21 protein-coding genes are annotated in these 25,482 nt (G+C 71.7%); 12 read left to right on the top strand and 9 right to left on the bottom strand.

The features are described 5' to 3' along the window. Positions 1-21 precede the first annotated feature (21 nt). The gene (locus tag M8J73_RS24540; protein ID WP_055537856.1) at positions 22-1,092 is read right to left on the bottom strand and encodes a LacI family DNA-binding transcriptional regulator; all 1,071 of its coding nucleotides are present in this window, start codon (positions 1,090-1,092) and stop codon (positions 22-24) included. A gap of 153 nt (positions 1,093-1,245) precedes the next feature. On the opposite strand from M8J73_RS24540, the gene M8J73_RS24535 reads away from it, so the two are divergent. Then, a complete protein-coding gene (locus tag M8J73_RS24535) occupies positions 1,246-2,115 on the top strand; it encodes a hypothetical protein (protein WP_055537857.1) in 870 nt (289 codons plus the stop codon). Positions 2,116-2,170: 55 nt separating this feature from the next. Here the strand turns inward: M8J73_RS24535 and M8J73_RS24530 are convergent, their stop codons facing one another. Then, complete coding sequence (locus M8J73_RS24530) at positions 2,171-3,184, bottom strand: multicopper oxidase domain-containing protein (RefSeq protein ID WP_055537858.1); 1,014 nt, start codon at positions 3,182-3,184, stop codon at positions 2,171-2,173. A 195-nt stretch (positions 3,185-3,379) separates the two neighbouring features. Between M8J73_RS24530 and M8J73_RS24525 the strand changes: the two genes are divergently transcribed. The 3 genes from M8J73_RS24525 to M8J73_RS24515 all read left to right on the top strand — a co-directional run bounded on the left by M8J73_RS24525 (position 3,380) and on the right by M8J73_RS24515 (position 10,280). Continuing rightward, entirely contained in the window at positions 3,380-5,869 is a 2,490-nt protein-coding gene (locus M8J73_RS24525; protein WP_079054738.1) for a ThuA domain-containing protein, read from the top strand. 44 nt (positions 5,870-5,913) lie between these two features. Next, positions 5,914-8,070 carry an OmpL47-type beta-barrel domain-containing protein gene (locus tag M8J73_RS24520; RefSeq protein ID WP_240501117.1) on the top strand — a complete coding sequence of 719 codons (2,157 nt, stop codon included), beginning with the start codon at positions 5,914-5,916 and terminating at the stop codon, positions 8,068-8,070. Between the two features lie 89 nt (positions 8,071-8,159). Continuing rightward, positions 8,160-10,280, top strand: a complete 2,121-nt coding sequence (locus M8J73_RS24515; RefSeq protein WP_249829061.1) for a HEAT repeat domain-containing protein — start codon at positions 8,160-8,162, stop codon at positions 10,278-10,280. Between the two features lie 37 nt (positions 10,281-10,317). Here the strand turns inward: M8J73_RS24515 and M8J73_RS24510 are convergent, their stop codons facing one another. Both M8J73_RS24510 and M8J73_RS24505 read right to left on the bottom strand, forming a co-directional pair. Then, positions 10,318-10,908, bottom strand: coding sequence for a dihydrofolate reductase family protein (locus tag M8J73_RS24510; RefSeq protein WP_249829060.1), 591 nt, complete (start codon positions 10,906-10,908; stop codon positions 10,318-10,320). A 117-nt stretch (positions 10,909-11,025) separates the two neighbouring features. Then, positions 11,026-11,415, bottom strand: a complete 390-nt coding sequence (locus M8J73_RS24505; RefSeq protein WP_055543095.1) for a VOC family protein — start codon at positions 11,413-11,415, stop codon at positions 11,026-11,028. A 139-nt stretch (positions 11,416-11,554) separates the two neighbouring features. Between M8J73_RS24505 and M8J73_RS24500 the strand changes: the two genes are divergently transcribed. Continuing rightward, a complete protein-coding gene (locus M8J73_RS24500) occupies positions 11,555-12,202 on the top strand; it encodes a TetR/AcrR family transcriptional regulator (RefSeq protein ID WP_055543094.1) in 648 nt (215 codons plus the stop codon). Positions 12,203-12,375: 173 nt separating this feature from the next. On the opposite strand, the gene M8J73_RS24495 is transcribed toward M8J73_RS24500, so the two are convergent. Next, a complete protein-coding gene (locus M8J73_RS24495; protein WP_055543093.1) occupies positions 12,376-13,533 on the bottom strand; it encodes an FAD-dependent monooxygenase in 1,158 nt (385 codons plus the stop codon). Positions 13,534-13,606: 73 nt separating this feature from the next. Between M8J73_RS24495 and M8J73_RS24490 the strand changes: the two genes are divergently transcribed. Next, a complete protein-coding gene (locus tag M8J73_RS24490) occupies positions 13,607-14,233 on the top strand; it encodes a TetR/AcrR family transcriptional regulator (protein ID WP_249829059.1) in 627 nt (208 codons plus the stop codon). Positions 14,234-14,241: 8 nt separating this feature from the next. On the opposite strand, the gene ligD is transcribed toward M8J73_RS24490, so the two are convergent. Beyond that, positions 14,242-15,252: a non-homologous end-joining DNA ligase gene (ligD, locus tag M8J73_RS24485; protein ID WP_249829058.1), complete on the bottom strand. Its 1,011-nt coding sequence runs from the start codon at positions 15,250-15,252 to the stop codon at positions 14,242-14,244. A 73-nt stretch (positions 15,253-15,325) separates the two neighbouring features. Here ligD and M8J73_RS24480 point away from each other — a divergent pair, with 73 nt between their 5' ends. Next, positions 15,326-16,390 carry an ATP-dependent DNA ligase gene (locus M8J73_RS24480; protein WP_055541885.1) on the top strand — a complete coding sequence of 355 codons (1,065 nt, stop codon included), beginning with the start codon at positions 15,326-15,328 and terminating at the stop codon, positions 16,388-16,390. A 57-nt stretch (positions 16,391-16,447) separates the two neighbouring features. On the opposite strand, the gene M8J73_RS24475 is transcribed toward M8J73_RS24480, so the two are convergent. Further along, positions 16,448-17,638: a zinc-dependent alcohol dehydrogenase gene (locus M8J73_RS24475; protein ID WP_055541884.1), complete on the bottom strand. Its 1,191-nt coding sequence runs from the start codon at positions 17,636-17,638 to the stop codon at positions 16,448-16,450. Positions 17,639-17,829: 191 nt separating this feature from the next. Here M8J73_RS24475 and M8J73_RS24470 point away from each other — a divergent pair, with 191 nt between their 5' ends. Then, positions 17,830-18,828 carry a DUF3048 domain-containing protein gene (locus M8J73_RS24470; RefSeq protein WP_079055158.1) on the top strand — a complete coding sequence of 333 codons (999 nt, stop codon included), beginning with the start codon at positions 17,830-17,832 and terminating at the stop codon, positions 18,826-18,828. Here M8J73_RS24470 and M8J73_RS24465 read toward each other — a convergent pair. Then, entirely contained in the window at positions 18,818-19,345 is a 528-nt protein-coding gene (locus M8J73_RS24465) for a MarR family winged helix-turn-helix transcriptional regulator (RefSeq protein WP_240501657.1), read from the bottom strand. The two genes, M8J73_RS24470 and M8J73_RS24465, sit on opposite strands and share 11 nt — an antisense overlap. Before the next feature lie 252 nt (positions 19,346-19,597). Here M8J73_RS24465 and pcaH point away from each other — a divergent pair, with 252 nt between their 5' ends. From pcaH to pcaDC, 4 genes are read left to right on the top strand one after another with little or no spacing between them, the layout of a single operon-like run. After that, positions 19,598-20,371 carry a protocatechuate 3,4-dioxygenase subunit beta gene (gene pcaH / locus M8J73_RS24460; protein ID WP_055541883.1) on the top strand — a complete coding sequence of 258 codons (774 nt, stop codon included), beginning with the start codon at positions 19,598-19,600 and terminating at the stop codon, positions 20,369-20,371. 6 nt (positions 20,372-20,377) lie between these two features. After that, entirely contained in the window at positions 20,378-20,983 is a 606-nt protein-coding gene (gene pcaG, locus M8J73_RS24455) for a protocatechuate 3,4-dioxygenase subunit alpha (protein WP_055541882.1), read from the top strand. After that, positions 20,980-22,368, top strand: coding sequence for a 3-carboxy-cis,cis-muconate cycloisomerase (pcaB, locus tag M8J73_RS24450; protein ID WP_372504010.1), 1,389 nt, complete (start codon positions 20,980-20,982; stop codon positions 22,366-22,368). The genes pcaG and pcaB overlap by 4 nt, the downstream gene beginning before the upstream one ends. Next, positions 22,365-23,495 (top strand): bifunctional 3-oxoadipate enol-lactonase/4-carboxymuconolactone decarboxylase PcaDC, encoded by a 1,131-nt coding sequence (pcaDC, locus tag M8J73_RS24445; RefSeq protein WP_055541881.1) that lies wholly within the window; start codon positions 22,365-22,367, stop codon positions 23,493-23,495. The genes pcaB and pcaDC overlap by 4 nt, the downstream gene beginning before the upstream one ends. 227 nt (positions 23,496-23,722) lie before the next feature. Here the strand turns inward: pcaDC and M8J73_RS24440 are convergent. Further along, positions 23,723-25,482 (bottom strand): ATP-binding protein (locus M8J73_RS24440; protein WP_249829057.1); only part of this gene is annotated, 1,760 nt, incomplete at its 5' end.

Here is a 25,482-nt window from a genome sequence, read left to right as displayed (position 1 = left end):
ACAGGTCCTGGGCCCCGCGGCTCACGCGGAGGCGCGGCGGATCAGTGTCGTCGGGAGGACGACGCTGGACGGCGCGCCGCCCAGGCCCTTGCCCGGACCGGGGTCCGCGTCCTCGTCCCGGCCGCGTCGGTCGAGGCCCCGCAGCAGGAGCCGGGCCATCAACCGCCCCATCTCCTCTATGTCCTGACGGACCGTCGTCAGGGGCGGTTCGGCGCTCTCCGCCACCGGCAGCATGTCGTCGAAGCCGACCACGGCCACGTCCTCCGGCACCCGCCGCCCCCGCTCCCGCAGGACCCGCAGGGCGCCGGAGGCCGACAGGTCGTTCGCGGCGAACACCGCGTCCACCTCGGGGCAGCGGTCGAGGAGGACGCGCATCGCGCGCTCACCGCCGGCCGGGGTGAAATCGCCCTCCACGATCAGCCGCGGGTCGGTGTCGACCATGACGTCGCGGAAGCCGTCGAGGCGGTCGACCGCCGAGGTCTGGTCGAGGGGGCCGGTGATGTGGGCGACCCGGGTGCGGCCGAGTCCGACGAGATGCCGTACGGCGTCCCGTGCTCCGCCCCGGTTGTCGCTGTCGACGTAGACGGTGGGGCCGTCGCCGCGCGAGCCGTCGCCCCAGCCGGGCCGTCCGCCGAACACGGTCGGCACACCGGCGCCCCGGATCAATCCTGGCAGCGGGTCGTCGAGGTGCAGGGAGAAGACGAGCGCCCCGTCGACATGCCCGCCCGCGAGATACCGGCCGACCCGCGCGTAGTCCTCGGGCCCCTCGGTGAGCAGCAGGACCAGCTGGGAGTCATGGGCCGTCAGTTCCTTGCTGATCCCGCGCAGTTGGAGGGCGAAGAAGGGGTCCGCGAAGACCCGGGTCTCCGGTTCGGCGATCACGACGGCCACCGCGTCGTGACGCCGGGTGACCAGGCTGCGGGCCGCCTGGTTGGGGACGTAGCCGAGTTCCTCGACCGCCCGGCGCACCCGCTCCACCAGCGGCTCACGGACGCCGTCGCCCCCGTTCACGACACGGGACACGGTGGCCCGTGACACCCCGGCGCGCGCGGCCACGGCCTCCAACGTGGGACGCGACACTGCCTCGGTCACTTCGGGACTCCTCAAGAGCGGGTGGGGATCAGGATAGCCTCGCCCGGGTCGGCCTGAGAGCGCTCCCGGACCGGGTGGAGGCGTCCGCGGGAATTCGGTTGCGCCGGGGCCGGGGCGGCCGTGAGGATCCCCGTATGACCATGAGAAAGGCCCATGACGCCTGACCGCCTCGCCCCGTACGCCCGCCTCCCGCGCGCGTACCACGATCTGCGTCTTCTCCACAGCACGGTCGACGCCTTCGGCCGTGCCCACTGGCTGCTGAGGACGCCCGAGGAAACACCGGGGCCGTACGACGCGATGGTCGTCACCGTCGACGACGGCGCTTCGTACGAGACCGCGCTCAGTTCGGTGACCGCCCGTCATCCCAAGGTCGACTCGCTCCCGGACGGCGGCTTCGTGGTCGCCGACGCCCGCAGTCGGGCGGGTGACGAGCAGGTCCAGGTCTTCGACGCGCTGGGGCGCCCGTCCTGGACGTTCCGCGTCGGCGACGCCATCGAGCATCTGCTGACCGACGAGTCCGGCGACCTGTGGATCGGGTACTTCGACGAGGGCGTGTTCGGCGACGATCCGCTCAGCGCGGCGGGCGCGCGCCGCTGGAGCGCCACGGGCGAGGCACTGTGGGAGTACCGCCCGCCGCCCGGCGGTGACTGGATCGCCGACTGCTACGCGCTGAACGTGGACCGGAGAGTGGCCTGGGTGTATCCGTACACGTCCTTCCCCTTGGTGGAGGTACGGGACAGCCGACCGCCGCGACTGCGGACGACGCCGGTCCGGGGCGCGTCGGGCGTGGCCGTGGACGGAGAACGCGTCGCGTTCCTCGGCGGGTACCGCCGGGACCGCGACCGCGTGGTCCTCGCCTCGCTCGGCGAGGCCACGGTCGACGTCCTGAGCACAAGCCGTGTGGCGTGCGCCGACGGCACTCCGCTGGACCGCCCGCGACAAGTCGTGTCGCGGGGGCCGCGTCTCTACGTCCGGGACCGGTCGAGCACCGAGTGGGACGTGCTGGACATCGGCGGGGGCTGAGGCGGGGCGCGGGGGGTGAGGTCCGCGCGGTCGCGTCCGACCGCGCGGGCAGGACTCAGTGCGCGTGCTCCTGCTTGCCCTGTTGCTTGGTGTCCTGCGCGTGCTCGTGCGGCTCGTACCCCGGGATCGTGCCGTCCGGCTTGCGGACCAGGAACAGGCCGACCATGCCCATGTCGGAGTGGCTCTGGACGTGGCAGTGGTACATCCAGGCGCCGGCGCCGACACCCTCGCCGGCGATGACCTGGAAGCCGAAGGAGTCGGCGGGGCCGCAGATCTTGTTGTCGATGACCTGACTGGGGTCGTCGGGGCCGGTCAGCTGGCCCGTGCGGTTGTCGGCCCAGCGATGTCCGTGCAGGTGGAAGGTGTGGTAGTACTCCCCGTGGGTGATGACGACCCACTCCACCCGGTCGCCGACCGTCGCGTCGAAGTGGGGTCCGGTGTGGGCCGGCTTGTTGTTGATGAGCATGTCGTTGAAGACGACGGTGACGGTCTTGTCGGGCAGGACGTCGCCCTTGCGGCGGACGACGACGGCGCCGTAGAGGCCCTTGCGGATGCCGACCGTGCCGTGTTCGGTGCCGACGACGTGGTCGTGGTAGTGCCAGTAGCCCGCGCTGCCCGCCCGCCAGGTGCCGTCCTTGCGCCGGCCGGGTGCGTGCGTCCGCCAGGTGTACGTACGGGTGCCGCCGGGCTCGACGTCGCTCTTGTTGAGGGCGGTGCCGTCGCTGGAGGTCTCGTAGTCCAGGCCGTGGACGTGCAGGCTCGCCCGGACGTCCATGGTGTTCTCGAACTCGATGTGCAGCGTGTCGCCTTCGTTCAGTTCGATCAGCGGGCCGGGGACGGACGCCTTGCCCTTCTCCAGGCCGTAGCCCATCTGCCCGTCCGCCAGTTTCTCGGCGTACAGCTTGATGTGCCGGACCTCGCCGCCCGCGGGGGCGGTCCGCGCGGCGGTGTCGGCGCTCGCGGCCTCGGGGGCGCCGATGGTGTCGATGGCCATGGACAACGATGTCGCGGCGGCCGCGCCACCCAGCAACAGCCGTCGGTTGAAGCCTCGTCTGTCCAGTCCGTCCATCCGGAACTCCCCATGCGAGTACGACATTTACGACAACGCGCCTGAGCCTGTGGTGAACCTGTGAGACGGTAGCGGCCTGACGGGTGTTTATCCACACCCAGGACAAAGTTCATGGCATTCCGGTCATACATATTGGCGTGCCGCGCAAAGGGGTCTAACTTCCTTGGCGCTGTGGCTGTGACCGAGGAGGTGCCCATGTACTTACGAGGGTTGAGCGACACGAGAACGCGGGGAAGACGGCCCTGGGCGGCCGTGGTGACCGCCTCGGTCCTGGCCGCGGGGCTGCTGTCCGGCCCCGCGGCGCATGCCCGCCCCGCGCCGGAACCCGCGCTGACAACGATGTCGATCAGCTCACCCCCGGGCGGCTCGGGCCCGCGGGTGCTGGTCTTCCACGGATCGGCGGCCGCCGGTGAGGAATCGCCGCTCGTCAACGCCGGAATCGAGGCGATCGAGCGTATCGGACTGTCCGGGCCGGCGGCCGAACGGTTCGAGGTCGTCGCCACCGACGACGCCTCCGTGTTCACCGACGGGGCCCGCCTCGGCGGGTTCAACGCGGTGGTCTTCCTCACCGGAGGCGGCGACGTCCTCGACCCGGAGCAGGAGGCGGGCCTGGAGGCGTACATGGAGGCGGGCGGCGGTTTCGTCGGCATCCATGACGCGGCGCGCGCCGAGCCGTACTCGGACTGGTTCACGGGGCTGATCGGCGCCCGCCCGGCCGCGTCGAGCCCGGCATCGGTGCAGCGGGCGACGGTCGAGGTCGGGGACCGGCGGCACCCTGCCACCAAGGATCTGCCGGTGCAGTGGAAGCGGCCCGACAGGTGGTTCAACTGGGTGAAGAACCCGTCCGGCGCCGTCCACACCGTGGCCCGGGTGCGCGAGTCCACGTATCAGCCGGGTGCGAGCGCCAACGGCTGGGACCATCCGGTGAGCTGGTGCCGGGACTACGACGGCGGCCGCTCCTTCTACACGGGCATGGGCGGGACGGTGTCGGCGTACGACGAGACCGACTTCCGTACGCATCTGCGGGGCGCCCTGCTGTGGACGTCCCGGCTGAGCCGGGCCGACTGCAAGGCGACGATCGACGCGAACTACAAGGCGGAGCGGCTGACCCGGCCCAACCGGCCCGGGCAGAACGACCAGATCGGCGAACCGCACGGCCTGGTCACCGCCCCCGACGGACGTGTCCTCTACATCGGTCGCGGCGGCGCGGACTCCTCGCAGCCGGTGGTCACCGACTGGAACGACCCGAACATCGGCAAGGGCAAGGGCGAGGTCCATGTCTACGACCCGCGGACCAAGCAGGTCACCCTGGCCGGCGCCCTCACCGTCTTCGGCAACAAGGGCGGCGGCGACGAGCTGATCAAGGTCGAGGAGGGTCTGCTGGGCATCGAGCTGGACCCCGGCTTCCAGCAGAACGGCTGGGTGTATCTGCACTACACGCCGCACGAGCGGATCAACCGGGACACCCGGATGGCCGAGCGCCGTGTCTCCCGTTTCACCCTCGACCTCGCGACCAACAAGCTGGACCTGGGCAGCGAGAAGGTGCTGCTCACGTGGCCGGTGCAGATCCACAGCTGCTGCCACGCGGGCGGTGGGATGGCCTGGGACTCGCGGGGCAACCTGTACATCGCGACCGGCGACAACAACTCCAGCGGCTTCAGCGCCGGTTACTCGGGCAACAACCCGCAGCCCGCCTACAAGGGCGTGTCGTTCGCCGACGCGCGCCGCACCGCCGGGAACACCAACAACCTCAACGGCAAGATCCTGCGCATCCACCCGGAGCCGGACGGCACGTACACGCTGCCCGCCGGCAACCTCTTCACCGGGAAGGAGACAGACGAGGGCGGCGGGAAGACACGCGGCGAGATCTATGTGATGGGTGTCCGGAACCCCGCGCGGATCTTCGTCGACAAGAAGACGGACACCCTCTACGCGGGCTGGGTCGGCCCGGACGCCTCGGCGCCGTCGACGACCTGGGGCCCGGCGAAGTACGACACGTTCGCCGTGATCACCGACGCGGGCAACCGGGGCTGGCCGTACTGCATGGGCAACAAGCAGCCGTACCGGGACCGCAATCTGCCGGACCCGTCGAAGCCGCTGGGCTGGTACGACTGCGACCACCCGAAGAACGAGTCCCCCAACAACGACGGCCTCGTCAACCTGCCCCCGGTGACCGGCAACACCATCTGGTACTCGCCGCAGGGCGGCGCCCCCGACTTCCCGAGGGACGCGAACGGCGTCCCCTCCTACAAGAACGAGGACGCCACGTACCTGCTGCCCTGGCTGAAGGGTGGCGGGCAGGCCGCGATGAACGGGCCGGTCTACCGCTACGACCCCGCCGCGACGGGCTCCGGCCAGTGGCCCGCGTACTGGGACGGCAAATGGTTCGTCGGCGACTTCTACGACGCCGACCAGCCGCGGCACGCCGTGCTCACCGATCCGAGGAACCATGGCAGCGGCGGACTCCCGATCCACGCCGAGACGCTGAAGCGGATCATCCCGGTCGGCAACGACGGCATCAAGAACCTCATGGACTGGAAGTTCGGGCCGGACGGGGCCCTCTACCTCCTCGACTACGGGCGCGGCTTCTTCACCTCCGACGCCAAGTCCGCCCTGTGGCGGGTGACCTACACGGGCGGCGGCCCCACGCCGTCCGCCGACCAGCTCGCGAGGAGGGCGCGGTGACGCGGAGAAGACGCCTGTGGGCGGCCCTGGTGGCGGCCCTGCTGATGATGCTCGGCCTCACGGCGACGCCCGCCTCCGGGCGGGCCGAGCCGGCCGCCGAGGCCGCGGCCCAGGTGCTCACCTGGACCGCCGGCGACGACATCACCAAATACACGACCGCCCCGAGGACCGCGGTGGCGGGCGTGACGACCCTCGTGTTCGAGAACAGCGCGGCCACCGGCAACACGACGGGCATGCCGCACACCCTGACGTTCGACGTCTCGGACCCCGAGTACAACCACGACGTCCCGCTGAACATCCTGGCCAACCCGAACGACGACCGGGGCGGCCGTCACACCGCCGAGGTCACGCTCACCCCCGGCCGCTACCGCTACTACTGCACCATCCCCGGCCACGGGCAGATGCAGGGCATCCTCGTGGTCACCGAGGGCACCGGCGAGGACACCACCGCGCCCGAGACCTCGGCGACCGTGAGCGGCACCCGGAACTCCGAGGGCGCGTACGTCGGTTCGGCGACCGTCACCGTCACCGCGACCGACACGGGCGGCTCCGGGGTCGAGCGGATCGAGTACGCGACCGGCGACTCGGGCGCCTGGGTGCCGTACACCACCCCCGTCGTGACGGACCGGGTGGGCAGCCACAAGGTCCGCTACCGGGCCGTCGACAAGGCGGGCAACACGGCCGCCGAGAAGAGCGTGGAGTTCACCGTCGTCGCCCCGCCGACCGACGACACCACCGCGCCGGAGACCTCGGCGACGGTGACCGGTGAGCGCGACGCGCAGGGCCAGTACGTCTCCATGGCCACGGTCACCGTCTCCGCGTCGGACACCGGCTCGGGCGTCAACACCGTCGAGTACGCGCTCGGCGACTCGGGCGCCTGGCGGCCGTACACGGCTCCGGTGATGGTCCACGAGGTCGGCACGCACACCGTGCGGTACCGGGCCACGGACAAGGCGGGCAATGTCTCGGCGGCGAAGAACGTCGGGTTCACGGTCGTGGCCCCGCCCGCCGCCGACACGACACCGCCGGTGACCGGGGTGACCGTCGAGGGCGAGCGGAACTCTGCCGGCGCCTACCTGAGGAACGCGAAGGTCACCGTCAGCGCCACGGACCACGGCGGATCGGGTGTCGCCGGGATCGAGTACTCCCTGGACGGCGGCCCCTATCTCGCCTACACCTCCCCCGTGGTCGTCGACCGCGCGGGCACGCACACCGTGGCGTACCGGGCGAGCGACAAGGCGGGCAACACCGCACCCGCGCGCTCGGCGACCTTCACGGTCGTCGCGGGCGGCGGCGTCCCCGCGCCCAACTGCGCGGAGTACGACGAGCGGTTGACGGTGTTCGTCGGCACGGTCGACTCGGGCGTGCCGAACCGGGTCACGAACAACCGGTGCCGCATCAACGAACTGATCGAGGACGAGAAGGAGTGGACGTCCCACGCCCTGTTCCTGAAGCACGTCGACACCGTCCTCGACAGGCTGCTGAAGGACGGGGTCGTCGACCAGCGCGAGTACGACGCGGTGAAGGAGGCCGCGGCGGAGTCCGGCATCGGCAGGCCCGGGCAGACCGAGGGCTACCGCACGATCCTCGACGGCACGGCCGAGTCGTTCGCCAAGTGGCAGCAGGTGGGCGGCGGTTCGTTCGCCCGGAACGCCGACGGCTCGATCACGTCCGGGACGACGAAGGACGGGCTGGGCATGCTGTGGTTCCCGGAGCGGAAGTACGGCGACTTCTCGCTGCGCCTGCAGTGGCGTGACGACGCGCCCGGCACGTCGAACGCCAACTCCGGGGTGTTCGTGCGGTTCCCGTGGGTCCACGAGCACCCGGAGGAGTCGCGGCCGGAGTGGGTCGCCATCAAGTACGGCCATGAGGTGCAGGTCCTGGACCGGCCCGACGGCGACATGTACAAGACGGGGTCGGTCTACGGCTTCGACCGCGTGGGGCTCGCCGGCGCGGGCGTCACGCAGAAGGGCACTTGGAACGACTACGAGATCCGTGTGGTCGACCAGCACTACTCCGTGTACCGCAACGGGGTGCTGATCAACGAGTTCGACAACACCGGCGGCCAGGACTTCGCGCCGCCCCGCGCGGACGACCCGGGCACGGACGGGCGGCGGTTCGCCTCCGGCTACCTCGGGCTCCAGGTGCACGGAACGACGGACGTGGTCTCCTACCGGGACATCCGGATCAAGGAGCTTTAGCGCCCGCTCGCCCCCGGCCCGTTGTCAGTGGCGTACGGCATGCTGTGACCCGTGGCTGCCGTACGCCACCGCACAACGGGGAGGCCTTGGTGCTCACGGGGATCGACGACGTCGACTGGGCGTCGATGGGGCATGCGTACACCGATTCCGCGACCGACGTCCCCGACCTGCTGTGGGGCCTGGCGTCGCAGGACCCCGCCATGCGGGACATCGCGCTGGACGGCCTGTACGGGGCGGTGCACCACCAGGGCGATGTGTACGACAGCACGGTGGCCTGCATACCGTTCCTCTTCGAACTGGCGTCGATGCCGGGCCTTCCGGACCGGGCGGCGATCGTGCGGTTGCTGTGCAGCGTCGCCGGTGGGCGCAACCCCGACCCGGCCGAGCTGGACGCCCCGTTCGAGGACGAGCGGGAGAACGCGGCGTACGTCCAGCTGTATCTGGACGCCTGGGCCGGGGTCCGGGAGCGCGCCGACGCCTTCCTCGCGCTGCTCGGCGACCCTGATCCGGAGGTACGGGCGGCGGCCGCCGAAGCGCTGGCCGAGGTGCATCCGCAGCCCACGCGGGTGTTCGACGCGTTGTGTGGGCGGCTTCCGGTGGAGCGGGACCCCGGGGCACTGCGTGCCCTGGTGGGGGCGATCGGCGAGCTGGCCGGCGCGCACCCGGAGCAGTTGGGTGACGCGGCCGAGCCCGTCCTGCGCGAGATGGTGCTCTCGGGGGGTGCCGATCACGAACTGCGGCTGGCGGCTCTCGTCCAGCTGGCGCGCTGCGCCCCGCGGTCCCTGCCCGCGAACAGTGTGCGGATCGCCCTGGACACGCTGCGCTCCGCGTACGAGCGGAAGGCGTCCGCCGCCCGCGCGGCCGAGCCGGCCAGGGAACGGCCGCGGACGGACACGATGGTGTCGTATCTGCGCGACCTGGAGGCCACGCACTACGCGCTCGCCGACACCGACGCCACTCCCGACCTCCTCCTGGAGTTGCACCACGCGCTGGGCGACCGGACCGACCTGCGGTTTCCGCTGCTCCTCGGGCAGTTGGGCAGCGCGGACTGGGGTCAGCGCATGGCGGCGATCAGGATGGCCGGGGCGCTGATGACGGGCTGGCGGATCCCGGACGACGAGCCGCTCTTCGCGCTCGCCGGGCAGCTGCGGGAGCCCGAACTCCGTTTGAACAAGGCCGCGTTGACCGAGCTGCGGTATCTCGCGCCGGTCGCCCGGGTGGTGGCCGACGATGTGGTGGCGTTCGTCGAGGACTGGTGGGAGAGCGGGCGGACCGAGCCCATGGACGGCCTGCGCTGGCTCGACACGGCGATCGGCAGGGCCATGGAGGTGCTGGCGCTCCAGGGCGACGACCGGGCGTTGAACGCCCTGAAGTCCGTCCTGAGCCGGCTGGACCCACCGGAGGAGACCGCGCGGTGGCTGACGGCCTACGGGCCGGAGGCGGGCGCGGAGCTGGGCCCGGTGCTGCATGAGCGGCTCGCCGACCTCGACCCGGACGACCGGGGTGTCACCCGGCGCCGGCTCCTCGACGGGCTGGGCATTCTCCGGCATCAGCCGTCCTTGCCGCTGGTCGTCGCGGCGCTCCGCGACAGCGGCGACGACGCGGCGGCCCGGCGTCACGCGCTGAAGGCCCTGGCCCGCTACGGCACGGCGGCGGCCGAAGCCGCCCCGCTGCTGCGGGAGCGGGTCTCGGGGGCCGCTGCCCGCGATTCCGACCGCACCGAGGCCGCGGCGGCCCTGTGGGCGGTGACCGGTGACGCCGAGGCGGTGCTTCCCGCCCTGAGCGCCGGTCTTCGGTCCGAGCACCGGTACGAGCGGAGGGCCGCCCTCCAGGTGATCGGCTCGCTCGGCCCGGCGGCCGTGTCGCTCGCGGCGAGCCTGCGCGGGCCCGAGCCACAGGGCGTCGACGAGGCCGTCGCCCTGTGGCGGATCACCGGAGACGCGGAGGAAGCGCTGCCGGTGCTGTCGCACCACTGGACCGCCCAGCCGGTGCACCGCCCGGAGATCGCCGCCTGTCTCGTCGGGATGGGCCCCGCGGCGGCCCCGGCCCTCCCCCTCGTCCGGGCGGAACTGTCCTCACCCCGCCGCCACCGCACCGACACCACCCACGAGACGGCCCACGCCGGCGTGAACGTACGGGGGGACGTGACGTCGGACGAGGAGTTGCTCAGGGATTGCCGACGCATGGTAGGGGCGTTCGAGACCGACTGAGGTCGCGGGCGGACCCGTCGGCCTGGTCGAACCGTCCTCAGCCGCGGGTGTAAGTGAGGAACGCCGCCCCGCCCTCCAGGACGACGTGGTCCGTCAGGTTCCAGACGCGCGGATCGAAGGCGGCCGAGCGGCCGAAGAGAGGGATCCCGGTGCCTATGGTCAAGGGGCCCAGTTTGACGATCAGTTGGTCGATCTCGTCGTACAGGACGCCCGCGAGTTCGCCGCCGCCGATCAGCCAGAGGTCCTTGCCGTCCTCCTGCTTCAGCTCCCGCACCTTCGCCACCGGGTCACTCGTGACCAGCTCCACGGCCGGGTCGGGGCTCTCGGTCATGGTGGTGGAGAAGACCAGGTGCCGCAGGTGGGGGTAGGCGTCGGCGATCCCGGCCTTGAGGCCGATCTCATAGGTCTTGCGTCCTTCGAGGACGGTGTCGAAGTGGGTGCCCTCGGCCTCGATGGACAGAGCCTTCCTCGCCGGGGCGGGCAGGGTCTCGGGGTACTCCGCGGCGAGGTACTGCACATAGTCGCCGGTGACGGGCCAGAAACCGTCAGGTCCCGTGGGGTCGGCGCCGTCGGGCCCGGCGATGAAGCCGTCGAGGGTGGAGGCGATGTAGTACACGAGCTTGCGCACGAAGGATTCCTTCTGGATCGGTGGCCGGACAACGGTGGTGCACGGAGGGCGGATCGAGGGCGTCCCAGCCGAACCGGCTGCGGGAGCGCCGCCGGCTCGGGCCAGCCGCGCTCGGGGTCAGCCGTGCTCGGCGGCAGCCCACTCGACGAACTGGATGATCACCCCGTTGGGGTCGGTGACCTGGAACAGGCGCTCGCCCCACGGCTCCTCGCGCAACGGCATGGTGATCCGGACCCCGGCCTCACGCAGCCGCTTCTCCTCGTCCGCCAGACCGGAGGCGACGGTGAAGGCCAGGATCAGACCACTGACGCGCTGGTCACGCTGCTCGGGCGGCAGCACCTCGATCCCGCGGGCGAGCAGGACGACGTCGACCGCGTCGTCGTGCGACAGGGACACGAAGCCGTCGGCGGCGTGCCGGACGGCGTAGCCCAGGTGGGCGGTGAAGAACTCCTGCGAACGGGTGATGTCGTCCACGGTCAGCGAGACGGTGGAGGAGGTGAACTGCACAAGACTCCCTGGATGCGGTGGAGACGGACACGCCACCCGCCCCCATCCATCTAATCGACATAAACTTACTACCGACGTAAACTTACCCATGACCATTCTTGACGTCAACACAAAAATGCCACAGGGGTAAGATTCCGCCATGGCTACCCAGGTGCCGCCTCTCAAGGCCGGGCTTCGAGAGACCAAGAAGCAGGAGACCCGGCAGCTCATCTCCGATCACGCGACACGGCTGTTCATCGCCCAGGGCTTCGAGCAGACGACCATCGCCGAGATCGCCGCCGCCGCCCGCGTCGCCAAGAAGACCGTCACGAACTACTTCCCCCGCAAGGAAGACCTGGCGCTGGACCATCAGGACCGGTTCGCCACCTCGCTGGCCCGAGCCGTGGACGCGCGGCAACCGGGGGAATCCGCGCTGGCCGCACTGCGCCGGGCCTTCGCCGACTCCGTCGCAGCCCAGGACCCGGTCGCCGGGTTCTCCGGGCAGGAGTTCGCCCGCATGATCGCCGGCAGCCCCACCCTGAGCTCGTGCGTCCGCGGCCTCCACGACCAGCGGGCACAGCACCTCGCCCGGGCGCTCGCCGAGGCCACCGGCGCCGACCCCGACGACATCACCGTCCGGACCGTCGCCGAAGTGCTGGGCAGCGCGCACCGCACGCTGTTCCAGCGCATCCAGGAGCTGACTCTCGCCGGCCACCCCGGCGAGCGGATCGCCCGGACCATCACCGCCGAGGCGGCCCAGGTCTTCGACCTGCTGGAACCCGCCCTCGCCGACTACGCCACCGGCTAGTACGGCGTTCGACGCCCGCCGGGAGAGACGCCGCCCCCTTGGTCGAGGCGGCGATGACGGGCTCGGGGCCTCTGGGCAGGCCGGGGCTCGAGCGCCGGCCGCCCAACTGATCGTTTTGCCGCTCGGGGGCGGGGAGGACCTCTGGTAGCGAGTCGGCGGGGGCGCGAATCGGATCAGTTCAGTTGGGGTGGGACCCAGGCGTGGTGTCGAAGGATCAAGCGGGTCGCGAGGTGGGAGGGCGTCAGCCGCATTGCCGTGTTGCGCAGGGTGACGGCCAGCGGGTGGGAGAGCTGCTGGCCCATCCGCCCGGCCTGCCGGGCAGCGCGCGCGACCGCCTGGCTGCGCGGCCGGCGCTCGGCGTCGTAGCGGGTGAGCGCGGCTTCGACGGTGGGCTCGGTGGTGAGCGCGGCGGCCAATGTGACCGCGTCCTCCAGCGCCTGGCAGGCGCCCTGTCCGAGGTTGGGGGTCATCGCGTGTGCCGCGTCGCCGAGGAGCGCGATCCGGCCGACCTTGTACGAGGGGAGCGGGGTGCGGATTTCGTTGACGTCGTGGTGGAGCACGGCGGCGGGCCGGGTCGCGTCGAACAGCGCGGGGATCGGGTCGTGCCAGTGGCGGAACCGTCGACGCAGTTCGGCCAGCGGGTCGGCGAACCGTGTCCCGGCGGGCAGGTTGAGGACGGCGTGCCACTCGGCCCGCCCGCCGAGAAGGGCGATGTGCCCGAACTCGGCCCCCTGCCCCCAGGTCAGCTCGAAGTCGGTGCGCAGTTCGACCACCTGCTCGGTGATGGCGCGCAGCACCGTCGAGCCGCTGTAGACCGGGCCGGGGTGGGCCGGGAGGAGAAGGCCGCGCACCTTGCTGCCGATGCCGTCGGCCGCCACCACCAGATCGGCGTTCAGGACCGTGTCGCCGCAGACGACTCGAACCGTCCCGGGGCCGATCTGCCGGACCGAGTCGGCCTCGGCACCGATCAGCAGCGCCTCGGCGGGCAGGGCCTCGCGAAGCAGCCGGTGCAAGGTGGAGCGGGGGATGCCCATGATCGGCGTGCCCACCGCTTTCTCCAGCGCCGCGCCGTCCATCCGGGCCAGCCAACCACCCTCCGGGGTGCGGGTGCCGCCTCTGTACTGGCCGCGCGAGGCGTCCCGCACCGCATCGCCGACGCCGAGTTCGTCAAGTGCCCGCACGCCGTTGGCGGCCAGTGAAATGCCCGCCCCCGCGTCCTCAAGCACGGACGCGCGCTCCACGACCGTCACGTCCCATCCGATGCGGCGCAGGCCGATCGCCGCGGCCAGCCCGCCGATGCCCCCTCCGACCACCACTGCCGTGCCACCCATGCCGAACCCCCAGCGCTTCTACATCTGTAGAAGGATCACCCTATCCGAGGCTCTACAGGTGTAGAAAGGAGCCATGGCTTCGGATCGACGCACCCTCCTCGCGGACGCGGCTCTCGACGTACTCGCCGACGAAGGGATCCGCGGCCTGACCCACCGGGCGGTCGACCGTAGGGCGGCCCTGCCGCCCGGTACCACGTCGGCGTACTTTCGCACCCGGGCCGCGCTGCTCACCGGACTCGTCAGACGCCTGGTCCAACTCGACCAGGAGGAACTGCAAACGATGGCCGAGCATCTCCCGCCCATCCGCACGGTCGAGGAACTGGTAGACGGCATGGTGTTGCTCACCCGACAGCGACTCACCGGCGAGGGCCGCCGCCGCTCGCTCGCCCGTTACGCCTGTGCCGTCGAGAGCGTGCGGGACCCCGAACTGCGCGAGATCCTCATCCCCCGCGAGAACGCCGGCCGCGAGGCCGTCCGACTGTTCCTCGACCATCAGGGCGTGCCGGATGTGGAGAACCGTACCCACACCCTGCTGACCTGCATCGACGGGCTGGTCTTCGACCGACTGGTGTGTGGCGGCGAAGTGCCGCGCGAGCCCCTCGAAGGGCTTGTCGCCGCCGCCCTGCGTCAGACCCCCGCCGCCCACGGTCCCGAACCAAGCAGCGTGACCTCGCTCGAAGAGTTCCGGAATGGCCGGTAAGTCGCGGGTCACCCCTTCTTCGCTCGGCTCGGCTGCACCCTCTTCGGCTCGCCCGGCATCTTCGGGTACTCCGGCGGATACGGCAGGTCGCCCAGACCGTGGTCGTGCTCGTCGCGTGCGGCCAGTTCGAGCAGCGCCTCCAGCGAGTACGCGTGGTCGTCCATGTCGGCGTGGACGTCGCCGCGTTCGGCGTAGCGCACCGGCATCGTGGCGAGGTCGAAGTCGCGGGGCACGGCGGAGCCCACCTCGTCCCAGGTGAGGGGCGCGGAGACGGGGGCGTGCGGGCGGGGCCGTACGGAGTAGGCGGAGGCGATGGTGCGGTCACGGGCGGTCTGGTTGTAGTCGATGAAGATCTTCTCGCCCCGCTCCTCCTTCCACCACGCCGTGGTCACCTGGTCCGGCATCCGGCGTTCCAGTTCCCGGGCGGCGGCAATCGCGGCCCGTCTGACCTGGGTGAACGTCCAGTGCGGGGCGATCGGGACGAACACATGCAGGCCGCGTCCGCCGGAGGTCTTCGGCCAGCCGCGCAGGTCGCCGTAGTCATGGAGGACGGAACGCAGCTCGTGGGCGGCGCGGACGGCGTCGGCGTAGTCGGTGCCGGGTTGCGGATCGAGGTCGAGGCGGAGTTCGTCGGGGTGGTCGACGTCGTCGCGCCGGACCGGCCACGGATGGAAGGTGAGCGTGCCGAACTGCGCGGCCCAGACGACGGCCCCGACCTCGGTCGGGCACATCTCGTCGGCGCTGCGGCCACTGGGGAAGGTGATGTGGGCGGTGGGGATCCAGTCGGGCATGTTCTTCGGGGCCCGCTTCTGGAAGAAGTTCTCGCCGGTCACCCCCTCCGGGTAGCGCTCCAGGGTCGTGGGCCGGTTGCGCAGGGCCCGCAGGATGCCGGGGCCGACGGCGATGTAGTACCGGGCGAGGTCCAGCTTCGTGAAACCGCGCTCCGGGAAGAACACCTTGTCAGGGCTGGACAGCCGCACCGTCCGGCCCGCCACCTCCAACTCCACCGCATCAGCCATGCGGCCACGGTAGGCGGAGGCGACGCATGCCGCATACCGGGCGAATCCCCGCGCGGGGTCGCAGAATCAGAGCATGGATCTGCCGGTGATGCCGCCCGTGAAGCCGATGCTCGCCAAGTCCATGGCGAAGATCCCGCCGCACATGCACTACGAGGCGAAGTGGGACGGTTTCCGGGCGATCGTGTTCCGCGACGGACCCGAGGTGGAGCTGGGCAGCCGTACGGGCAAGACGCTGACCAGGTACTTCCCGGAGCTGGTGGAGTCGCTCGCGGAGCGGTTGCCGCAGCGGTGCGTGATGGACGGCGAGATCGTGATCGTCCGGGAGGGCCGCCTCGACTTCGACGCGCTCACCGAGCGCATCCACCCCGCGGACTCCCGTGTCCGAATGCTGGCCGGCACCCAGCCCGCCTCCTTCGTCGCCTTCGACCTGCTCGCCCTGAACGACGAGTCCCTGACCGACGTCCCGCTGACCGACCGGCGCGCGCTCCTCGAACGCGCCCTGGCCGGTGTGACGGCCCCCGTCCATCTCGCCCCGGCGACCACGGACCGCGAGGTGGCCGAGCGGTGGTTCGAGCAGTACGAGGGCGCGGGCCTGGACGGGGTCATCGCCAAGCCGCTCGATCTGCGCTACCGCCAGGACGAGCGGGCCATGTTCAAGATCAAGCACGAGCGGACGGCGGACGTGGTGGTCGCCGGGTACCGGCTGCACAAGAGCGGACCCGTCGTCGGTTCCCTGCTGCTCGGCCTGTACGACGACGGGGGCACCCTCCAGCACGTGGGGGTGTCCGCCGCGTTTCCCATGAAGCGGCGGGCCGAGCTGGTGACCGAGCTGGAGCCGTCGCGGATGCCGGACGTCCGGGAGCACCCCTGGGCCGCGTGGGCCGACGAGGCGGCTCATGAGACCGCGCGGCTGCCGGGCGCGCCGAGCCGCTGGTCGGGGAAGAAGGACCTGTCCTGGGTGCCGCTGCGGCCCGACCGGGTCGCCGAGGTGGCGTACGACCACATGGAGAACGGCGTCCGCTTCCGCCACACGGCCCGCTTCCGCCGCTGGCGCCCGGACCGCACCCCCGAGAGCTGCACCTACGCCCAGCTGGAGGAGCCGGTGAACTACGACCTGGCGGAGATCCTCGGCCCGTAGCGCCACACCCTCCGGACGGGACCTCAGGTTCGCTCACGGCCGGGACCTCAGGTTCGCTCACGGCTCCAGCAGTACCTTCACCACGCCGTCGTCCTTCCGCTGGAACATCTCGTAGGCGTGCGGTGCCTCGGAGAGCGGCATGCGGTGGGTGGCGAAGTCGTCGACACCCAGCGGGTCCTCGTCGGTGAGGAGGGGCAGGATGTCGTCACTCCAGGTGCGGACGTTGGCCTGGCCCATGCACAGCTGAATCTGCTTGTCGAACATGGTGAGCAGCGGCATGGGGTCGGCGGTGCCTCCGTACACCCCGGAGATGGAGATGGTGCCGCCGCGCCGCACCAGCTCGATGGCGGTGTGCAGGGCGGCGAGCCGGTCGACGCTGAGATGTTCCGCGAACTTGGCGCCGATGGTGCGGGGCAGCAGGCCGGCCGCGGTCTGGGCGAGCTTGGCCGCCGCGCTGCCGTGGGCCTCGGTGCCGACGGCGTCGATCACGGAGTCGGGGCCGCGCCCGGCCGTGCGGTCGCGGATCGCGGCCACGAGTTCCTTCTGGCTGTCGAAGTCCCTGAGGTCGTACGTCTCGACGCCGCGTGCGCGGGCCCGGCGCAGTCGCTCGGGCACCAGGTCCACACCGAACACCTGCTCGGCGCCGCGTACCCGGGCGACCCGGCAGGCCATGTCGCCGATGGGCCCCAGACCGAGCACGGCGACGCTGCCACCGGGCGGGATGTGCGCGTACTCGACTGCCTGCCAGGCGGTGGGGAGCACGTCGGAGAGGTAGACGAACCGGTCGTCGGGCGGGCCTTCCGGCACCTTGATCGGCCCGAACTGGGCCTGCGGGACCCGCAGGTACTCGGCCTGGGCGCCCGGCACCGCGCCGTACAGCCGGGTGTAGCCGAAGAGGGCCGCGCCCATGCCCTCGGCGGTGCACTGGGTGGTCTCGCACTGGGTGGGCAGCCCGGTGAGGCACATCCAGCAGTTGCCGCAGGCGATCTGGAACGGCACCACCACCCGGTCGCCCGCCGCGAGGTCCGGTACTCCGGCACCGACCTCCTCGACGATGCCCATGGGTTCATGACCGAGGATGTCGCCCGGCGTCATGAACGGTGTGAGCACCTCGTAGAGGTGCAGATCGGAGCCGCACAGCCCGGTGGAGGTGATGCGGATGACCGCGTCCGTCGGCTCCTGGATCGTCGGGTCGGGCACGGTCTCGACGCGTACGTCCCGCCTGCCCTGCCATGTCACTGCCTTCATCGCGTCCCGCTCCGTCCCTCGACTCGGCCTCGCAGGTCCGGCACGAGTACCCGGAGCCCCAGTCCCGAACCACCTCGGAGCACGGTCGGCCCGGTCGATCGGATGCGGTCAGAAGAAGACAGGGATAGCCATCTATCCGCCTATAAGCCCACAATCAAAGACAAACTCAACGAAGGATGGGCACGGTGGGCATGAAACTGAAGGCGCGGCGGACTCGGCGGCACGTGACGCGGTCGACTCGGCGGCACGTGACGACGGGCATGGTACTCGCCGCGCTCACGGCGGGCGCCCTCCTCGCGGGCTGCTCCGGCGGCGGCTCGGGCGACGACAACCGCCAGGGCGAGAGCCCCACGCGGAGCCCCGGCACCACGGCGCCCGTGGGTTCGATACTCGCCGTGAAGATCGACAACGTGCGCACGGCGAGACCCCAGACGGGGGTGGACGCCGCGGACATCGTCTACGCCGAGCAGGTCGAGGGCGGCCTGAGCCGGCTGATGGCCGTCTACGCGACGAGGTTCCCGGACGCCGTCGGCCCCGTGCGCAGCGCCCGGGAGTCCGACCTGGAGCTCCTGCGCCAGTTCGACGAGCCGACGCTCGCCTTCTCCGGCGCCCAGAGCAAGCTGCTCCCGCTGATCGACAGGGCTCCGCTGGACGCCAAGACCCCGGGGGAGGCCGGTTCCGCGTACTACCGGGGCAGCGACAAGCCCGCCCCGCACAACCTGTATCTGCGCCCCGCGAAGCTGGTCGGTTCACCGCCCGGCGCCGAGGCCCTGACCACGGGCTTCCGCTACGGCGAGGCGCCCCCCGGCGGCACGCCCGAGGAGTCCCGCACGATCCGGTACCCGGCGGCCCGCTTCACCTTCACCTGGTCCGACGAGGAGCGGCGCTGGCTGCTCGCCATGGACGGGCAGGACACCGTGCTCACCGACGGCGCGCGGGTCGCTCCGGCCACGGTGGTCGTGCAGCACGTGACCATCCGGCAGTCCCGGTTCCACGACTACCTCGGCAACAACACGCCGTACACGGAGACGGTGGGCTCGGGGAAGGCCGAGGTCCTGCGCGACGGACGCGTCTTCGAGGCCGACTGGGAGCGGAAGACGCCGTCGGACGGCACGACCTTCACGACTGCGGACGGCGAGCCCATGAACTTCGCCAAGGGCCAGGTCTGGGTGCTGTACGTCAAGAAGTGACCGGATCCCCGCCATGACGCGCCACGTCGGGAGCGGGGGCTCCGCCGAGCCGGTCGGAGGCCTGACGGAGCGGTTCCGCCGGACTGCGCAGTTCCTCCGCGGCGTCGGCCACCCGCCGGATCAGCTCGAAGAACAGATTCTGCTCGTCTTCCGACAGGGGAGCGAGGAACACCTGGTTCATCCGGGCCGTCCGCACGGTCAGCCTGCGGTGCGTCCGTACGCCGTCCTCCGTGAGCCGCAGCAGGAAACGCCGTCCGTCCTGCGGGTCGCGGACCTTGTCGAGCAGGCCCCGGCGGCCGAGCCTGGTGATCACCTCGGACATCGTCGAGCGGTCGAGGCCGACCCGCTCCCCCACCGTGCGCTGGTCCAGCCCCGGCTCGGCGACGAGCGTGTTGAGGACCGCGAACTGCGGCGAGGTGATCTCCTCGGAGACCATCACGTTCCACAGCAGGTAGTGCGCCTGCTGCAGCCGCCGGGCCAGGTGCCCGGGGTGGGTGGAGAGGTCCACCGCGGCCATGTGCGCTCCTCGGCTAGGTCGACACGGACGGTGATTCGTTTGTGTACTGAACAATACCTGCCATCCGGCGGAGCGTGTCCAGAGCGCCGCACACGTCTGACCTCGCCCTTCTCACGGGTATTGACGGCGGACTCCCCGAGTGGCAGCGTGAAGGAATCTTCACTGAAATACTCAGTGCCCTGATTAATTGCTCGCCGGGCGCTCGGCGTGGGCCAGGGCCTCGCCCCGGTCCTCGAACGCTAAGGAACCCTCATGACACTCACCCAAGCGGACATCGACCAGGAGATCGCGGCCCAGCACGCCGCCTACGAGAAGCGGATCGCCGACGGTGCCCCAGTCGAGCACCAGCCGCGTCGCGACTACGCCCCCTACCGGTCCTCGCTCCTGCGGCACCCGAAGCAGCCGCCGGTCTCCATCGACGTCAGCAAGGACCCGGAGGTGGTGGAGCTGTCCTCCCCCGCCTTCGGCGAGCGGGACATCACCGAGATCGACAACGACCTCACCCGGCAGCACCACGGTGAGCCCATCGGTGAGCGCATCACCGTCTCCGGCCGCCTCCTCGACCGCGACGGACGCCCGATCCGCGGCCAGCTGGTCGAGATCTGGCAGGCCAACTCGGCCGGCCGCTACGCCCACCAGCGCGAACAGCACGACGCCCCGCTCGACCCGAACTTCACCGGCGTCGGCCGCACCCTCACCGACGACGACGGGCACTACCACTTCACGACGATCCAGCCCGGCCCGTACCCGTGGCGCCAGCACCTCAACGCCTGGCGGCCCGCCCACATCCACTTCTCGCTCTTCGGCACGGCGTTCACCCAGCGGCTGGTGACGCAGATGTACTTCCCGAGCGACCCGCTGTTCCCGTACGACCCGATCATCCAGTCGGTGACGGACGACGCGGCGCGGCAGCGGCTGGTCGCCACCTACGACCACAACCTGTCGGTGCCGGAGTTCTCCATGGGGTACGTCTGGGACATCGTGCTCGACGGACCCCACGCCACCTGGATAGAAGAAGGACGCTGACCTGCCATGACGAAGATCGACACGAGCCGTCCCGAGACGGTGCTCCCGACCCCGTCGCACACGGTCGGCCCCTTCTACGGACACGCCCTGCCGTTCCCCGGCGGCGGCGACATCGCCCCCGTCGGCCACCCCGACACCATCGCGCTCCAGGGTTACGTCCTCGACGGCGCGGGCGATCCGCTGCCCGACGCCTTCGTGGAGCTGTGGGGCCCGGACCCCGACGGCAACGTCCCGCAGGTCGACGGCTCCATGCGGCGCGACCCCGCGAGCGGTGGCTTCCTCGGCCGCAACGGCGTGGAGTTCACCGGCTGGGGCCGCGTCCAGACCGACGCCAACGGGCACTGGACCGCGCGCACGCTGCGGCCCGGCGCACGCGGGCGGAACGCGCCCTACCTCAGCGTGTGCGTCTTCGCCCGCGGTCTGCTCGTCCACCTGCACACCCGGATCTATCTGCCGGGCGACGAGGCGGCTCTGGCCGCCGACCCGCTGCTCTCCCAGGTGGAGGAGGCGCGCCGCGGCACGCTGATCGCCGAGGACCGGGGGGACGGCACCTACCGTTTCGACATCCGCCTCCAGGGCGAGGGCGAAACGGTCTTCCTGGAGTTCCGGTGACTTCCTCACCCGCCGGCCGTGACGTGCCCCCGGCCGAGCCCGACGCCGGTCTGCTCGCCCCCGGGTGGACCGGCTCCCCGGCGGCGGTCGCGACCGGCGACGGCGCCTATCTGAGGGCGCTGCTCGACACCGAGGCCGCGCTGACCCGCGCCCAGGCCGCCCTCGGGCTCGCCCCCGCCGAGGCCGCGACCGCGGTGACCGAGGCGGCCCGCTCCGGCGCCTTCGACGTACGGTCCCTCGCGGAGCGCGCCCGCGGCGGCGGCAACCCGGTGATCCCCCTGGTCGCCGACCTCACCGCGGCGGTCGGCCCGGCGTACGGCCCGTACGTCCACCGGGGCGCCACCAGTCAGGACATCCTGGACACGGCGACGATGCTGGTCGCCGCCCGCACCCTGGACCTGGTGCTGGCCGACCTCGGCGGCACGGAGAGCGCGCTCGCCGGGCTGGCCGCCGGGCACCGGGACACGGCGATGCCGGGGCGGACGCTCACCCAGCACGCCGTGCCGACGACGTTCGGGCTGAAGGCGGCGGGCTGGCGGTCGCTGGTGCTGGACGCCCGGGACCGGATCGCGGTCGTACGGGCGAGCCTGCCCGCCCAACTGGGCGGAGCGGCAGGCACGTTGGCCGCCTTCACCGTCTTCGCCCCGGTGACCGGCGGCGGGGCACCGGGCATGCCGGTCGACACGCGGGCCCTCGTCGCCGCGTACGCCCGTGAACTGGGTCTACGGGAACCGGAGTTGCCCTGGCACACGCTGCGCACCCCGATCGCCGACCTCGCGGGGGCGCTCGCCTTCACCGCGGGCGCCCTCGGGAAGATCGCGGTGGACGTGCTCACGCTGGCCCGCACGGAGATCGCGGAGGTCGCCGAGGGCAACGGCGGCGGCTCGTCCGCGATGCCGCACAAGGCGAACCCGGTCCGCTCCACGCTGATCGCGGCGGCGGCCCGGCGCGCACCCCAGCTCGCGGCCACCCTGTACGGGGCGATGGCCGCCGAGGACGAGCGGCCGGCCGGGGCCTGGCACGCCGAATGGGAGCCGCTGCGGGATCTGCTCCGGCTGGTCGGGGGCGCCGCGCGGGACGCGGTGGAGCTGACCCGGGGGCTCCGGGTGGACGCGGACGCCATGCGGCACCATCTCGACCTCACCCACGGGCTGATCGTCTCCGAACGCCTGGCCGCCGAGCTGGCGCCCGTACTCGGCCGGGCCAGAGCCAAGGAGCTGCTCACCCGGACCGCCGCCCGCGTCCACACCGAGGGCCGGCCGCTCGCCGACCTGCTGGCCGAGGAGCCCGACCTGAAGGACCTCGACCTGACGGACCTCACCGACCCCGCCCGCTACACCGGCTCCGCCGGAGACCTCACCGACCGTGCCCTGGAGCGACGTTGACGGACACACTGCTCGACCACCGCGCGGAGGGACCTGCCTCCGCTCCCCCGCTGCTGCTCGGCCCGTCCCTCGGCACCTCCACCAGACTGTGGGACAAGGTGGCGCCCGAACTGTCGATCACCCACCGGGTGATCCGCTGGGACCTGCCGGGGCACGGCGGCTCCCCCGCCGATCTGATCGCCGCCGGGGCGACGGTCGACGACCTGGCCGCGCTGGTGCTGGCCCTCGCCGACTCGCTGGGCGTCGAACGGTTCGCGTACGCGGGGGTGTCCCTCGGCGGGGCGGTGGGTCTGCAACTCGCCGCGCACCACCCGGAGCGGATCTCGTCCCTCGCGGTGATCTGCTCCTCGTCCCACTTCAACGGGGAGAAGCCGTGGCGGGAACGGGCCGAACTGGTGCGGCGGGAGGGGCTGGCGGGGCTCGCCGAGACCGCCGACTCCCGTTGGTTCACCCCCGGGTTCACCGTGCCGGAGCTGGTCGACGACCACCGTCGGGCCGACCCGGAGGCGTACGCCGCGTGCTGTGACGCGCTCGCGTCCTTCGACATCCGTGACGCGCTGGCGGGGATCACGGCGCCGACGCTGTTGATCGCCGGGCGGGAGGATCCGGCGACCCCGCCGGCGCATCTGCGGGAGATCGCGGACGCGGTGCCGGGTTCGTCGCTCACGGAACTGTCCGGCGCGTCCCATCTCGCGCCTGCCGAACGCCCGGAGGCGGTGCTGGCCGCGCTGCGCGCGCACTTCGACGGGTATCCGGGGCGGGGGATGGAGGTGCGCCGCCAGGTCCTCGGCGATCCGCACGTGGACCGCGCCCAGTCCCGCCAGTCGCCGTTCACGGCCCGCTTCCAGGACTTCATCTCCCGCTACGCCTGGGGGGAGATCTGGACCGACCCGACGCTCTCGCGCCGCGAACGCAGCATGATCACGCTGACCGCGCTGGTCGCCCACGGCCACTACGACGAACTGGCCATGCACATCCGAGCGGCCCGCCGCAACGGCCTCACCCCCGACGACATCGCCGCGGTCCTCCTCCAGACAGCCGTCTACTGCGGAGTCCCCGCAGCCAACTCGGCCTTCGCCACGGCTCAGCGGGTGCTGGCGGAGGAAGTGAGGGAGGGAGAGGCCTGACCATCAGGGAGGGCCCTCCCTCGCAGCGTGACCAGCACGGGTACCGGAGCATCGTCCGCGGCCCGCCGCCGACCAGACCCGCAAGCCCTCGACGCACGGTCGGTCCAGCGGCGGTGCCGAGCCGGAGAAGAAGCCGTCGGGGCCCCCGGTCGCAGCACACGCCACCCGCGGGGTCCATCCGGCTCCGCGGTCACGACCGCCGCCGCGGTGAGCCCGACAGAGGCGGCCTAGACGAGCCGGGCGATGGCCTCCCGTGCACGGTCGACGAGGCCGTCCGCCCCGCAGGACTCGGCCAGGGTGAGGCCCCGCTGGAGTTCGGAGGTCGAGCGGGTGGCGATGCCGTATTCGACGCGGGCCGCGGCATGTTCATAGGCGGCGGGTGAGGCCTCCAGGTAGGTGACGGCCTTGGCGTACAGGGACGCGGCCTGCTTGCCCGTGGCGAGGGAGGCCTCGAGGCGGAGCGCCTCGCCGATGGCCGTGTCCGTGCCGAAGCGTTCGGCGCGGCGACGGACGGTGGCGGCGAGCTCGGCCGCACGACGGGGGTCCTCGTTGGCGAGGGCCCGGGCGAGCGCCCCGCCCCACGTCGCGGAGACCGTGTTGTAGTGGCCCCGGGCAGCGGTCGCCTTCTCGGCGGCCTCCAACTCGTTGATGCCTTCCTTGGTGCGGCCCACGGCGAGGAGCAGTCGGCCCCGCACGGAGCGGGGCTCCGGCATCACGATGGTGGACGGGTACGGCGGCGCGAAGTTGTACTGCTCGGCGACCTCCCAGGCCTCCTGGATGTGCCCGCGGACGAGCAGTGTGTCGACGAGGTTGCAGGTGGCGCTCCAGTACAGCGGCAGTCCCCTGCCGACCCGCTCGGCGAGCACCAGCGACTGGCGCAGGAAGGTCTCCGCCTCCTTGAGCCTGCCCCTCAGACGATGGATGAGCCCCACGTGCGCGTGGGCCAGAGCGAGGTGACCGCCGCTCCAACCGGCGGACTCATAGGTCCGCAGAGCCTCCGTGCACAGTCCTTCCGCCCGGTCGAGCCGGTCCGCGTAGGCGTACGCGACGGCCAGCAACAACAGCAGTTCGATGCCCCACTCGGTGTCCGTCCAGCCGAGTCCCGGCGCGAGGCGGCCGTTGACGAGTGCGCGGTCGCAGTGTTCGGCGACCACCTCGGCGTTCTCACCCCGTGTCATCGCGTCGTAGCCGCGCAGGATGAGCAGCGCGCGTTCGGAGTTGTCCCTGCCCCTGCAGGTCTCCGCGAGTCGGGCAAGCGCCTCGGAGTGCGCCGGCGGGAGTTCCTCACCCACATGGATGGTGTCCCACATGTAGCGCACGGCCTGCAGCCGCATCCTGGCGGGTCCGGAGTCCAGGCGCGCGATCTCCGCGTCGACCGTCCGGATGGCCTCGTCCGACTGATCGTTGTGGAGCAGCGCCTGGGACAGGCGGAATACCGCGTTCACTCGTTCTGCGTTGTCGAGGCCCGGTTCCGCGAGGGCCGAGCGGAGGTATTCGACTGTTTTGGCGGGGGCCGTGAGGAGGGTGGCACAGCCCAGTTCGTAGAGGACGCGTACGCGGACGTCGGGGCGGGGCGGTTCCTGGAGGGCGCGTTCGAGGCAGCGCCGGGCCGCTTCGGGGGCGCCGACGGCGAGGTGCTCGGTCGCGGCGGCCCGGAGTTGTTCGACGAGTTCGGGTTCGCCGTCGGGGAGGACCTCGATGAGGTGGCGGGAGGCCGCCGCGGGCCCGCGTCCGGACTCGGTGACGACGGTCGCGGCCACGCCGTGGAACGCGGTGCGGACGCTGGGCAGGATCGAGTCGTAGACGGCGGTGGCGATCAGGGGGTGGACGAACACCAGGTCGCCGTCGTCCGGCTGGCGGTTGGCCGGGTCGGGCGGGGTGAGGATGCGGGCCTGGGTGAGCAGTTCGGCGCACTCCCACGCCGTGGACATGGGCAGCCCGGCGAGTCGGGCGACGATCTCCACGGTGATGCCGGTGTGCAGGATGG

Origin of the sequence: Streptomyces neyagawaensis (assembly GCF_023516595.1) — a bacterium.
GTDB lineage: Bacteria > Actinomycetota > Actinomycetes > Streptomycetales > Streptomycetaceae > Streptomyces > Streptomyces neyagawaensis.
This window is presented reverse-complemented; position numbering and strand designations above follow the sequence as displayed.

Bases quoted from the DNA above. Each gene is read 5' to 3' on its own strand.
- M8J73_RS24535 (WP_055537857.1), top strand. From the start codon at position 1,246: ATGACGCCTGACCGCCTCGCCCCGTACGCCCGCCTCCCGCGCGCGTAC.
- M8J73_RS24530 (WP_055537858.1), bottom strand. From the start codon at position 3,184: ATGGACGGACTGGACAGACGAGGCTTCAACCGACGGCTGTTGCTGGGT.
- M8J73_RS24525 (WP_079054738.1), top strand. From the start codon at position 3,380: ATGTACTTACGAGGGTTGAGCGACACGAGAACGCGGGGAAGACGGCCC.
- M8J73_RS24520 (WP_240501117.1), top strand. From the start codon at position 5,914: ATGATGCTCGGCCTCACGGCGACGCCCGCCTCCGGGCGGGCCGAGCCG.
- M8J73_RS24500 (WP_055543094.1), top strand. From the start codon at position 11,555: ATGGCTACCCAGGTGCCGCCTCTCAAGGCCGGGCTTCGAGAGACCAAG.
- M8J73_RS24495 (WP_055543093.1), bottom strand. From the start codon at position 13,533: ATGGGTGGCACGGCAGTGGTGGTCGGAGGGGGCATCGGCGGGCTGGCC.
- M8J73_RS24490 (WP_249829059.1), top strand. From the start codon at position 13,607: ATGGCTTCGGATCGACGCACCCTCCTCGCGGACGCGGCTCTCGACGTA.
- ligD (WP_249829058.1), bottom strand. From the start codon at position 15,252: ATGGCTGATGCGGTGGAGTTGGAGGTGGCGGGCCGGACGGTGCGGCTG.
- M8J73_RS24480 (WP_055541885.1), top strand. From the start codon at position 15,326: ATGGATCTGCCGGTGATGCCGCCCGTGAAGCCGATGCTCGCCAAGTCC.
- M8J73_RS24475 (WP_055541884.1), bottom strand. From the start codon at position 17,638: ATGAAGGCAGTGACATGGCAGGGCAGGCGGGACGTACGCGTCGAGACC.
- M8J73_RS24470 (WP_079055158.1), top strand. From the start codon at position 17,830: ATGAAACTGAAGGCGCGGCGGACTCGGCGGCACGTGACGCGGTCGACT.
- M8J73_RS24465 (WP_240501657.1), bottom strand. From the start codon at position 19,345: ATGGCCGCGGTGGACCTCTCCACCCACCCCGGGCACCTGGCCCGGCGG.
- pcaH (WP_055541883.1), top strand. From the start codon at position 19,598: ATGACACTCACCCAAGCGGACATCGACCAGGAGATCGCGGCCCAGCAC.
- pcaG (WP_055541882.1), top strand. From the start codon at position 20,378: ATGACGAAGATCGACACGAGCCGTCCCGAGACGGTGCTCCCGACCCCG.